Annotated in this window: 11 protein-coding genes; 2 read left to right on the plus strand and 9 right to left on the minus strand. The window is 66.5% G+C overall.

From position 1 onward, the window contains the following. Window positions 1-41 precede the first annotated feature (41 nt). The 7 genes from AC5P8Z_RS11425 to AC5P8Z_RS11455 form a co-directional block, all read right to left on the minus strand. Window positions 42-1,394 (minus strand): sensor histidine kinase, encoded by a 1,353-nt coding sequence (locus AC5P8Z_RS11425; RefSeq protein ID WP_495229061.1) that lies wholly within the window; start codon window positions 1,392-1,394, stop codon window positions 42-44. Further along, window positions 1,391-2,737, minus strand: a complete 1,347-nt coding sequence (locus AC5P8Z_RS11430; RefSeq protein WP_495229062.1) for a sigma-54-dependent transcriptional regulator — start codon at window positions 2,735-2,737, stop codon at window positions 1,391-1,393. Before AC5P8Z_RS11430 ends, AC5P8Z_RS11425 begins: the two co-directional genes overlap by 4 nt. Before the next feature lie 123 nt (window positions 2,738-2,860). Continuing rightward, entirely contained in the window at window positions 2,861-3,238 is a 378-nt protein-coding gene (locus AC5P8Z_RS11435) for a PDZ domain-containing protein (RefSeq protein ID WP_495229172.1), read from the minus strand. 16 nt (window positions 3,239-3,254) lie between these two features. Further along, entirely contained in the window at window positions 3,255-4,472 is a 1,218-nt protein-coding gene (locus AC5P8Z_RS11440) for an ABC transporter permease (protein WP_495229063.1), read from the minus strand. A 20-nt stretch (window positions 4,473-4,492) separates the two neighbouring features. Further along, window positions 4,493-5,794 carry an ABC transporter permease gene (locus tag AC5P8Z_RS11445; RefSeq protein ID WP_495229064.1) on the minus strand — a complete coding sequence of 434 codons (1,302 nt, stop codon included), beginning with the start codon at window positions 5,792-5,794 and terminating at the stop codon, window positions 4,493-4,495. Window positions 5,795-5,804: 10 nt separating this feature from the next. Beyond that, window positions 5,805-6,530, minus strand: coding sequence for an ABC transporter ATP-binding protein (locus AC5P8Z_RS11450; protein ID WP_295567020.1), 726 nt, complete (start codon window positions 6,528-6,530; stop codon window positions 5,805-5,807). 35 nt (window positions 6,531-6,565) lie between these two features. After that, the gene (locus tag AC5P8Z_RS11455; RefSeq protein ID WP_495229065.1) at window positions 6,566-7,843 is read right to left on the minus strand and encodes an efflux RND transporter periplasmic adaptor subunit; all 1,278 of its coding nucleotides are present in this window, start codon (window positions 7,841-7,843) and stop codon (window positions 6,566-6,568) included. A 203-nt stretch (window positions 7,844-8,046) separates the two neighbouring features. Between AC5P8Z_RS11455 and glmS the strand changes: the two genes are divergently transcribed. Further along, the gene (glmS, locus tag AC5P8Z_RS11460; RefSeq protein WP_495229066.1) at window positions 8,047-9,885 is read left to right on the plus strand and encodes a glutamine--fructose-6-phosphate transaminase (isomerizing); all 1,839 of its coding nucleotides are present in this window, start codon (window positions 8,047-8,049) and stop codon (window positions 9,883-9,885) included. Window positions 9,886-10,331: 446 nt separating this feature from the next. Further along, window positions 10,332-10,763, plus strand: a complete 432-nt coding sequence (locus AC5P8Z_RS11465) for a CBS domain-containing protein (RefSeq protein WP_279939423.1) — start codon at window positions 10,332-10,334, stop codon at window positions 10,761-10,763. Window positions 10,764-10,830: 67 nt separating this feature from the next. Here AC5P8Z_RS11465 and AC5P8Z_RS11470 read toward each other — a convergent pair whose 3' ends face one another. Both AC5P8Z_RS11470 and gloA read right to left on the minus strand, forming a co-directional pair. After that, the gene (locus AC5P8Z_RS11470; protein WP_286069970.1) at window positions 10,831-11,259 is read right to left on the minus strand and encodes a VOC family protein; all 429 of its coding nucleotides are present in this window, start codon (window positions 11,257-11,259) and stop codon (window positions 10,831-10,833) included. A 124-nt stretch (window positions 11,260-11,383) separates the two neighbouring features. Continuing rightward, on the minus strand, window positions 11,384-11,902 hold the full coding sequence (gene gloA / locus AC5P8Z_RS11475; protein WP_286069969.1) for a lactoylglutathione lyase: 519 nt from the start codon (window positions 11,900-11,902) through the stop codon (window positions 11,384-11,386). Window positions 11,903-12,000 lie beyond the last annotated feature (98 nt).

A 12,000-nucleotide genomic window follows, 5' to 3' on the forward strand; every position in this document is an offset into this window, starting at 1 on the left:
GGCACATCCACGCACGGCGTGGATCCACCCGATCGGCCCGCTCAGCCCACCGGCAGCAGGATCGACACGCACAACCCACCATCGCCGCGGTTCTGCAGCGACACGCGCCCGCCGTGTGCTTCCACGATCTCGCGGGTCAACGCCAACCCCAGCCCGGTGCCGTTGCGCTTGGTGGAATAGAACGGCATCAGCGCGTTCTGCAGCACCTGCTCGTTCATGCCCTTGCCGCGATCCAGCACGTCCAGGCGCAGCCACTGCGGCAGCCGCGTCAGCTGCACCTGCACATCGTCGTTGGGTGGATCGGCTTCGGCGCACGCTTCATGCGCGTTCTTGAGCAGGTTCAACAACGCCTGTCCGAACTGCGCGATGTCCATGCGACTGCTCAGCTCCTCGTCCGGCTCGCGCTCCATGGTGAACGGAATCTGCTGGCGCAGGCTGGACAGGAACGGTGCCCAGTGCACGGTCTGCAGTTGCGGCTGCGGCAGCTTGGCAAAGCGTGCGTAGCCGCGGATGAAGCCTTCCAGATGGCGCGCGCGGTCCTCGATGGTGGTGAAGATCTCCGGCAGCCGGTCGAAGCGTTCACGCTGCACCAGCACGCCGCCGGAGTGGGCGAGCGAGGCGATCGGCGCCAGTGAATTGTTGAGCTCGTGGCTGATCACCCGGATCACCTTCTTCCAGGTCTGCACCTCCTGGCGGCGCAGTTCGGCGGTCAGCAGCCGCACCAGCAGCAGGTCGTGCGGGCGGCCGTTGAGCTGGAAGGCGCGGCGCGAGAGGTGGTAGACCTGCTCGTCATCCTCATCGCCGTCCTCGCCCTCGGCATGCACCGCGAACAGGCTGTCGCCGCCGCGGGCGATGGCATCGCGCAGTTCCACCGGTACCTGTTCCAGCACATCTTCCAGACGCTGGCCTTCCAGCTTCCAGCCGCCGTGCAGCAGTTTGCGCGCGGCCAGGTTGGAGAACACCACGCGGGCGATGCCATCACCGCCGGAGGCGATCAGCAGCATGGCCACCGGCGTGTTCTGCACCATCGTGTCCAGCAGCAGCTCACGCTGCACCAGCCCCTGCCGCTGCTCACGCAGTACATCGCCCAGTTCGCGGTGTGCCTGTACCAGGTCGCCGAGCTCGTCATTGCCGGGCCAGTGCACACCGAAGTTGTATTCGCCGTCGCGATAGCTGCTGGTCGTGCCCGCCAGGGCCCGCATCAATGACCGCACCGGGGCTGTCGCCCGGCGCAGGGTCCACCACATCAGTGACAGCAGGATCAGCGCCGATACCGTGGTCACCACCCAGCCATGGTCCATCCAGTAGGCCAGCAGCCACGGCAGTGCCGCAGCCAGTGCCAAGACCGGCAGCAGGCGCAGGAACAGGCGGAAAGTGAACGAGCGCCGTTTCATTCGCGCGGAATACCGTGGCGGTCCATGCGCCGGTACAGCGCCTGGCGGCTCAGGCCGAGCTCGGCGGCAGCCTGGGCGATGACGCCATGGTTGCGCGCCAGGACATCCTCGATGCGTGCGCGGTCGGGATCATTGCCTGCGCTGGGTGCCGGGCGCGGAGCGACGGCCGCGCGCGGCAGGTTGAGATCGGCCACGTCGATGCGGTTGCCGGTGGCCAGCAGTTCGGCGCGCTGGATCACGTTGCGCAGTTCGCGCACGTTGCCCGGCCACGGGTGCCGCTGCAGCGCCGCGGTGGCAGCACTGGACAGGGGCTTGCCGGCGGTCAGGAAGCGCTCGGCCAGCGGCATGATGTCGCCCGGGCGTTCGGCCAGCGGCGGCAGCACCAGTTCCACCGTATTGAGGCGGTAATAGAGGTCTTCGCGGAAGGTTCCGTCGCGGATCATCGCTGGCAGGTCCGCATTGGTCGCGCTGACCACGCGGACTTTGACCTGGCGCTCGCGGTTGGAGCCCAGGCGTTCGAAGCGGCCGGTCTCCAGCACGCGCAGCAGTTTCATCTGGCCGCCCAGCGACAGGTTGCCGATCTCGTCGAGGAACAGCGTGCCGCCGTCGGCAGCTTCGAACTTGCCCTCGCGCGCCTTGTTGGCACCGGTGTAGGCACCGGCTTCGGCGCCGAACAGTTCGGCTTCGATCAGTTCGGAGGGCAGCGCGCCGCAGTTGACCGCGACGAACGGCCCCTTGGCGACCAGTGAGTTGGCCTGGATGATCTGCGCGATTTTTTCCTTGCCGGCGCCGTTGGGGCCGGTGATCAGCACCGGCAGTTCCGAACGTGCAACCTGGCAGGCCAAGGTGACGACACGCTCGCTGGCGGGGTCGGCGACCACCGCACCGCACAGGTCGTACTTCGCTTCCAGTGCATCGCGCTGGCGCAGTTCACGCGCGCGCCGGCGGTCCAGTTCGCGGCGTGCCTCGGACAGTTCCAGAAGGTTGTTGACCGTGGTCAGCAGCTTGCGGTCGTCCCACGGCTTGGCCAGGTAGTCGGCGGCACCGGCCTTGACCAGGTCCACGGCGCTGCTCAGATGGGTCCACGCCGTGAGCAGGATCACCGGCAGGTCCGGATGGCGCGCGCGGATCTGCGCGAACAGCGCCTCGCCTTCCTCGCCGGAGGTGGTGTCCTCGCTGAAATTCATGTCCTGGATGACCAGGTCGACCGGCTGTGATTCAAGCAGCGCCAACCCGTCGGCGGGCGTCTGCGCCTGCAGGGTGTCAATGTCGTGCAGGGAGAACAGCACGTCCAGCGCGGTGCCCACGCTGGCGTTGTCGTCGATGATCAGGATCGCAGGCATCAAGCGGTTCTGCAGAAAGGGAGGGGCGGCGCCGTTGGAGCCGTTCGTGTCCGTACGCCGGGAGAGCCCGGCGCCACCCATCCAGCATAGCCAAAGCAGTGGCTGTGCAGGAGCGGCCCGCGCTCAGCGCCGGGGACGGGCCGGGGCCGGTGGCGGCGCAGGTGGCGGCGGCACCTGCAGTGTCTGGCGCCAGGCTGCGGCGTCGACCGCCACCGTCAGTTCGCGCTTGTCGCGTCTCAGCAACAGATAGGCGGTGGCCGCGTAGGAGTGGCGCAGGGCCTCGGCCAGGTGTTCGACCCGGCGCACCGCCGTGTCGTCCACGCGCAGGATGCGGTCGCCGCGGCGCACGCCGAAGCGCGCCTCCGGGCTGGCGGCCTCCACGCGCACCTGGCCCTCGGTCGAGCGCAGCGACAGCCGCGCGGCATCCTGGCGCCATTCCAGTGCCTGCGCGTTGCCACCGCCGGCCAGCGCCGGCAGTGGCAGAAGCAGCATCAGGCACATCACGCAGGCACGCATCTCACGCGCCCCGCGTGGCGACCGCAGGCGGTACCGCCGCCGCACGCCGTGCCGGACCGAACACGGCGATCTGGCCCAGTACCCACAGCAGCAGCGCACCCAGCGGCAGGTAGTACAGCGGCATGCGCGGCAGCTCGTACAGGTTCATCAGGGCCAGGTTGATCGCATAAGCCGCCAGCATGCCCAGCACAATGCCCAGCGTGGCCAGCAGGAAATTCTCGGTCTGGAAGTAGCGCAGGATCTGCCCGCGGGTCGCGCCCAGCGCACGCCGGATGCCGATCTGCTTGCTGCGCTGCTGCACCCAGAAGCTGGCCAGGCCGATGATGCCCAGTGCGGTGACCACCAGCAGGGCGATGGACACCGTCAGCAGCAGGCCGACCATGGCGCGGTCGTTCTTGAAGAAGTCCTTGCGCTGTTCCTCGTAGGTTTTCTTGTCGCGCATCAGGCGATTGGCATCGTTGCGCTCCAGCGCGGCGACGGCGGCCTTGAGCACTTCATCGCGGCGCTCGGGTGCGGTGCGCAACATGTAGGTGCCGCCTTCGTCGAAGCCGCGGCGCAGCGGCATCAGCATCGACTCGTTCCAGTTGTCGTCCCAGCCAGTGGGCGTGGTCAGGGTGTCGACGATGCCGACGACATGCAGCGGCTGCTTGCCCATGTAGTAGGTCTTGCCCAGCGCGCTGCCGTCGGGCTCCATCTTCGCGGCGGTGGCCTGGCTGAAGATCACCGGGACCGCCTTGTCCTTGGAACCGGCCTTGGAGACGACGGCGTAGTCCATGTACTCGTCGGGCAGGAAGTCACGCCCGGCGATCACGTTGATGCCCATCGTGCGGATGCCATCCTCGGACATCGTGTACATCGATGCCTGGGTGGTCGGCTGCTCCTGGTCCTGCTGGCGCTGGATGCTGCTGCTGGACGAGCCGCTGCGGAACGGCACCTGGTTGATGATGGTGGCGCCGGTGACGCCGGGGATCGCGCGCAGCGACGCCAGGTCCTCGCGGGTGCGGGCCATGCCGTTGGTCTGCTTGCCGATGCCGCTGACGCGGACCATCACCAGTTCGTTCTCGGCGATGCCACTGGGCATGCTGATCTTTTCCACGCGTTGGCTGACCAGGAACAGCGCGTTGCAGACGATGGCACAGGTCAGGGCGACTTCCAGCACGATCAGTGCGGCAGCGGTCTTGTGCCGGCGCAGTGTGCTGAGGATGGGGCGGATGTCCATGGGAGTCCTCGTTCCGGTACTTACTGCGACTTGAGCTGGATGGCCGGGGTGACCTGCATCGCGCGCCAGGCGGGCAGGAAACCGGCAGCAAGGCTGGCAAACAGGGTCAGGCCGATGGCCAGCAGCAGCATGCTGCCGTCCAGGTGGGCCAGCTTGGCGTAGTCCACGGGTTGCTGACGCACGGCGAACAGGCCGAGCAGGGCCACGCCGATGCCGAGCACGCCGCCGACCACACCCACCGCCCCGGCTTCCACCAGGCACTGCAGAAAGATCTGGCCGCGGCTGGCACCGAGCGCGCGGCGCACGCCGATCTCACCGCTGCGGCGCAGGAACTTGGCCAGCAGCAGGCCCACGGTGTTGACCAGGCAGACGCCGAGGAAGCCCAGCGCCAGCCACAGCTGCAGGCGCACATCGCTGGGCACCGCACCGTTGAAGTCCAGCCACTCCATCACGTTGCGCAGGCGCACGTTCGGCGGGCGCTCGAAGCGGCCGGCCTCACGCTGCTGGCTGGAGTAGTTTTCCAGGTAGCGGCGGTAGTCGTCGGCCTTGCCCGGGTCCATCTCGGCCCAGTACTGCAGCCAGGTGCAGGGGGCATTTACCGAATAGCTGTCGCCGTCGGGGTTTTCGCCGAAGCAGTTCATGTTGCCGTTGCTGCCCAGCTTGAGGTCCATCGAGGTGGACATAGGCAGCAGCAGATCCTCGTCCTTGCCGAAGCTGCCGGTGGTGAGGTCGAAGAACTGCGGTTCGGGATTCCATTCCTTCATTACGCCGACGATGCGGAAACTCTGGCCATCCATGCGGATGTCCTTGCCGACGCTGTTGCCGCCCTGATAAAGCTTGTCGTTCAGGGCCTTGGAGATGACCACCACGCGTGCGCGGCCGTCGTCGTCCTGGCGCGTCCAGGCACGGCCGTACTGCATCGGCACGTCGAACATCGGGAAGAAATCAGCGGAGGTCCAGCGCGTATCGATCGAGAACGGCTGCAGGGTGCTGCCGTCCGGCTCGATGGTGCCGCCGCCACCGCTCATCAGCGCCTGGCGCTCGGCCTTGGCTTCGCGCAGCAGGGCCTCGCCATCGAAGCGGGTCATCTGCGAATTGGGTTCCTCACCGGGCACGTAGCCACCTCGGGGGCCGGGATCGAGCTGCACGTAGAACAGGCGGTCGCTCTTGTCCGGAATCGGATCGCCGGAGAGTACGTGGAACACGGTCAGGGTGGTCATCGAGGCGCCGATGCCGAGCGCGATGGCGATCACCATCAGCGCGGTCAGGACCTTGTTGCGGCGGAAGCTGCGCGCCGCCAATCGGGCGTAGTAGGCGAACATGGTCGGGCCCTCAGTCGTTGACGGCGACGATGTGGCGCACCGGCGTGGCCAGCACCGGCTCGCGCACCAGGTCGGTGACCTGGCCATCGACGATGTGCACGTTGCGCTGCGCGCGTGCGGCCAGTTCCGGGTCGTGGGTGACCATCACGATGGTGGTGCCGGCGGCGTTGATTTCCTCCAGCAGTTCCATCACACCGCGGGCCATCTGCGTATCCAGGTTGCCGGTCGGCTCGTCGGCCAGCAGCAGGCGCGGGCTGCCGGCCAGGGCGCGTGCGATCGCCGCACGCTGCTGCTGGCCGCCGGACAGCTCGTTCGGGTAGTGCTTCATGCGCGAGCCGAGGCCGACCTGTGTCAGCGCCTTCTCGATGCGTTCGCGGCGCTCGTTTGCGCTCATCTTGCGATAGCGCAGCGGCACGTCGACGTTGTCGAACAGGTTGAGGTCCGGGATCAGGTTGAAGCCCTGGAAGATGAAGCCGATCTTCTGGTTGCGCAGGCGGCTGCGGGCATCGTCGCCCAGTGTGCTCACATCCTGGCCGTCGAGCATGTAGGTGCCGCTGGTGAAGGTTTCCAGCAGGCCGGCGATGTTGAGGAAGGTGGTCTTGCCGGAGCCGGACGGGCCGGTGACGGCGACGAACTCGCCTTCCTTGACCTGCAGTTCCAGTGAGCGCAACGCGTGGGTTTCCACCTGTTCGGTGCGGAAGACCTTGGCGACCGAACGCATTTCGAGCATGTACATGGGGTGTCCTCTCTCCAGGATTCAGGTATCAGGTATCAGTTGACGGAGACGCGTTCGGCGTCCTTGAACAGGTCGCTGCCGGAGACCACGATGCGGTCGCCTGGCTGCACGCCCGACTTGATTTCCACTTCGCCCAGGCTGCTGACGCCCAGTTCCACCGGACGCCGCACGGCGGTGCGGCCATCCATCACGTAGGCCACGCCATTGCCCTGTTCGACGAACGGACCGCGCTCGACCTTCAGCACGTTCCTGCGGGTATCGAGCAGCACGCGCACCGACATCCGCTGGCTTTGGCGCAGGCCTTCCGGCTGCGCGCTGGCAAAGCGCACGCGGGCATTGACCTCACCGTTGACCACTTCCGGCGACACCGCGCTGATCTCGCCCGGGAACGGCTGGCCGTTGCCGCCGGTCAGCTGTGCCGGCATGCCGATCGCCAGGTCGCGGGCGAAGCTCTCCGGCACCTTGATCTCGACTTCGAACTTGGACAGGTCGACCACACCCAGCACCGGGGCGTTGGCGGCCAGGTTGGTGGACTGCACCGCCTGCACCTGGCCGACCTGGCCGTCGAACGGTGCACGCAGGGTCAGTGCATCGACCTGGCGCTGCACTTCGGCCACCACGGCCTTCTGGCGATCGGCCAGCAGGCGCTTGTTGCGGGCATCCAGGTCTGCGCCCTGGCTCTGCAGGCGGGCATCGGTGGTGGCGTTGGCCAGGGTGATGTCGGCCTTCTTCAGCGAGTCCTTGGCCTTGGCCAGGTCGATCTGCGGCACCGCGCCGCCGTCGTAGCCGCGCTGGTAGCGCTGCAGGTCGCGGTCGGCGGCCTGCCGTTCGATGGTGGCCTGGTCGGTTTCCTTGCGCGACTTGGCGCGGGCGAGGGTGGCGTCCAGCGCGGCACGGCTGGCCTCGGCTTCCAGGCCGGCCAGGGTGGCCTGTTCCTGGGCCAGCTTGCTGCGCAGTTCGGGGCTGTCGATGATCGCCAGCTCCTGCCCCTTCTTCACCACATCGCCGGCGACCACCTTCAGGTCCACGGTGCCCGCGGAGATGGCATACAGGATCGGGCTGTTGGCGGCGATCACGCGGCCATCGGCGGCGATGTCACGGACCAGATCGCCACGCTTCACTTCGGCGATGCGCACGCGGCTGCTGTCGAAGGAGCGGCTGGCATTGGACCAGGCATGCACCGCCCAGCCGATGCCAGCGAGGAGTGCGATGGCGCCCAGCGCGGGCCAGCGGTAACGGTGCCAGTTTGCACGATGGGTGCCGGCCGGGGCGGAGGAAACGATCTGGTCCTGTGCGGAAGTGTCGCGGATCATCGGGTGCGTGCCTGACGGTGGTAGCCAGTACGAAGCACGTAGCGTGCCAACTTTTATCCCTTTCGGTTCAATGGGTTGGATGGTTGTTCGAAGTGTCCGGGTGTCCGCGGACACCTTTCCGGACACTTTCATTAAGCGGACAGGAGGGGGAAGGCGGACACGCACGCTAGAATGCCGCGATCGTCTTCAAGGAAACGCGTGACATGTGTGGAATCGTGGGTGCGATCGCCGATCGCGACGTGGTGCCGGTGCTGATCGAGGGTCTGAAGCGCCTTGAGTACCGTGGTTACGATTCCTCGGGTATCGCGGTGATCGACCATGCCGAGCGGTCGGAGGTGCGTCGCGTGCGTCGTACCGGCCGAGTGTCGGAAATGGCCACGGCGGCCGAGGCCGAGGGCTTCAACGCGGTGCTGGGCATCGGCCATACCCGCTGGGCCACCCACGGTGGTGTCACCGAGGCCAATGCGCATCCGCATATCAGCCAGGGCGTGGCGCTGGTGCACAACGGCATCATCGAGAACCACGAAGAGCAGCGCGAGAAGCTGCGCGCGATGGGCTACACGTTCGAGTCGCAGACCGATACCGAAGTCATCGCACACCTGATCCACCACCACCTGAAGGATGGCGACGATCTGCTGGTGGCGCTGCAGCACACGGTGAAGGAACTGACCGGCGCCTACGCGCTGGCCGTGGTCAGCCGCGCCGAGCCGGAGCGCTTCGTCTGCGCGCGGATGGGCTGCCCGCTGCTGATCGGCCTGGGCGAAGGCGAGAACTTCGTCGCCTCGGACGTCTCGGCCGTGATCTCGGCCACGCGCAAGGTGATCTTCCTGGAAGAGGGTGACACCGCCGAAATCCGGCGTGACGGCGTGCGCATCTTCGACGAGCACGACCAGCCGGTCGAGCGCGACGTGCATCTGTCGGACGTGTCGCTGGCATCGCTGGAGCTGGGCCCGTACCGCCACTTCATGCAGAAGGAAATCCACGAGCAGCCGCGTGCGCTGGGCGACACCATCGAGGCGGCGATCGATGCCGGTGGTTTCCCGGCCGAGCTGTTCGGCAAGAACGCCGAGGCCGTGCTGTCGGGCATCGAGGGCGTGCAGATCATTGCCTGCGGTACCAGCTATTACTCCGGCCTGACCGCGCGCTACTGGATCGAGGCCATCGCCGGCCTGCCGTGCAGCGTGGAAATCGCCAGCGAATACCGGTATCGCGCCGCGTATGCCAACCCGAAGCACCTGATCGTCACCATTTCCCAGTCCGGCGAAACGCTGGATACGATGGAAGCGCTGAAGTACGCCAAGTCGCTCGGCCACAAGCACACGCTGTCGATCTGCAACGTGCCGGAAAGTGCGATTCCGCGCGCCAGCGAACTGGTCTGCTACACCCGTGCCGGTGCCGAGATCGGCGTGGCCTCGACCAAGGCATTCACCACCCAGCTGGCGGCACTGTTCCAGCTGACCGTGGTGCTGGGCAAGCTGAATGGCCGCATCGACGCGGCGCAGGAAGCGGACTACCTGGAGCAGCTGCGCTTCCTGCCGGGCAGCGTGCAGCATGCATTGAACATGGAGCCGCAGATCGCTGCCTGGGCCGAGCGCTTCGCGCGCAAGAGCAGCGCGCTGTTCCTGGGCCGTGGCCTGCACTACCCGATCGCGCTGGAAGGCGCGCTCAAGCTCAAGGAAATCTCCTACATCCACGCCGAGGCCTACCCGGCAGGCGAGCTGAAGCATGGCCCGCTGGCGCTGGTGGACGAGGACATGCCGGTGGTGGTGATCGCGCCCAACGACAGCCTGCTGGAAAAGGTGAAGTCGAACATGCAGGAAGTGCGTGCGCGTGGCGGTGAACTGTTCGTGTTCGCCGACCAGGACAGCAACTTCAACGCGTCCGAAGGCGTGCATGTGATCCGCACGCCGCGCCATGCCGGCGTGCTCAGCCCGATCGTGCACACCATTCCGGTCCAGTTGCTGGCGTACCACACCGCGCTGGCACGTGGCACCGACGTGGACAAGCCGCGCAACCTGGCCAAGAGCGTGACGGTGGAGTAACACCCGTCGGCTTGTTTGGATGCTGAAAGCGAAGGGGCCCCGCGTGGGCCCCTTTCGTTTGCGTCGGTAGCGGTGGCAAGTGGGACAGCCGCCGGGTGTTCTGCCCGCGTTCGGCAGGACGCACTCAATCTTTAACGCGTGGCACCGCCAGTATTCAGCGGCGGTTTCAGCCACGGTGCCATTCTCTGGATCGTCGGTTGGTTCCCACGACGGACTGTCCCATCGATGCCGGTAGCGACCGAGGGACGCAGTCGTAGAATCGATTTGACCGAGATACGGGCTGTGCTGTTGAACCCGCCTCGTTCGCGTTGCAGCACGTCGCCTGTCGATGCATTCCACCGGCAGCCGGGTGCGCCAGACGTGCGCTGAAAGGTCTGTTCCCGGGGAGGGGGCGCATCGGAAGAGCACACTTTTTTGACTTCAGTGACCTGCACCAGGAAACAAGAATGAACGTCCGCGAACTCCTGCAATCCAAGAAAGAAGCTGTCATCACCATCGACGCCGAAGACACCATCGGTGCCGCCGCCCACAAGATGAGCGCGAACAGGATCGCTGCGCTGGTGGTGATGAAGGACGATGCCCCGGTGGGCATTATTTCCGAAAAGGACATCGTGCGCACGCTGGCCGACGACGGCCCTCAGGCTGGCCGTCGGGTGATTTCCAGCGTGCCGACCACCGGCCTGGAAGGTATCGCGCCGGAGGCCACCCTGAAGCAGGCCATGTCGCTGATGACGTACTCGCGGCGTCGCCATCTGATGGTCACTGAAGGCGCCCGCCTGGTCGGCATCCTCAGCCTGGGCGACATCGTGAAGAACCTGCTGGGCGAGCTGGAACTGGAAAAGGCCGTGCTGCAGGACATCTACATGGCGGCCCACTGAGGGCAGCATCGTTGGAAGCAGAGAGGCCGGGCATTGCCCGGCTTCTTCGTTCACGGCTTCGGTGATATCAGAAAGTGACCTTCACCGAGTCGGCGCTGTAGTTGGCCGGGCCGTGGTAGACCACTTCAATGTTGTTGCCGTCGGGATCGAGCACGAACGCACCGTAGTAGCCCGGGTGGTAGGGGCGTTCGCCGGGCGCGCCGTTGTCGATGCCGCCGGCGGCAATCGCGGCGCTGTGGAAGGCATCGACGGTGGCAGTGTCGCGGGCCTGGAACGCGAGGTGGTGGCGTCCGGTCAGCTGGCCGGCTGCGGCCTCGCTGCTGGCGCTGGAAATGAACAGCTCGTCGGCCCAGAAGTAGTCATCGCCCTCACCGGCCACCGGGATGCCGATGGTGTCGAACACCGCCTGGTAGAAACGGCGGCTGGCGGCCAGGTCACGCACCACCAGCTGGATGTGGTCGATCAGGCGGCCACGGTGCAGTTCCATCGTTTCCATACGAACCTCGCGAAAAAGGGGACGGAGTCGGTAGCGCCGGGCTGTGCCCGGCGAGCACGCAGCGCGGCCTGCTCAAGGCCGCCGGGCATGGCCCGGCGCTTCCGGAATTGTGCCCTTTTCCGGGTCAGGCGTTGGCGATGATCTCGACCCAGTAGCCGTCCGGGTCCTTGATGAAGGCCAGGTTCTTCATGCGGCCGTCGGTGAGGCGCTTCTGGAAGGTCACGCCGAGGTCCTCGAAGCGCTGGCAGGCAGCCTCGATGTCCGGCACCGACACGCAGATGTGGCCGAAGCCGCGCGGATCGCTGTTGCCGTCGTGGTAGACCGCGCCATCCTGGGTTTCGGTACCGTGGTTGTGGGTCAGTTCCAGCACGCCCGTCAGGCCGGCCATCCACAGGCGGCGGGCGTTGTCATCTTCCGGCACCGTGACGTTGGCCGGCACGTAGGCCAGGAAGTACAGGCTGAACTGGGCCTCCGGGAAGTCGCGCTTGTCGATCAGCTGGTAGCCGAGCACGCGGGTGTAGAAGTCCAGCGAGGCGGTGATGTCCTTCACCCGCAGCATGGTGTGGTTGAACACGAAGCCGGTGGTTTCGGCCGGGGCCTGGGCGGCGACGCCGGGGACATCGCGCAGGGCGGGAATGGTCATGGGGAGGTCCTTCAGACAGGGCCGTTGCCGGCCGGATGGCGCCATTCTACCGGCCAGCACCTGACGGCACTGCGACGTACAATGACCGGATCGCACCG

The organism is Stenotrophomonas sp. YJH_SMC_17 (assembly GCF_059371655.1).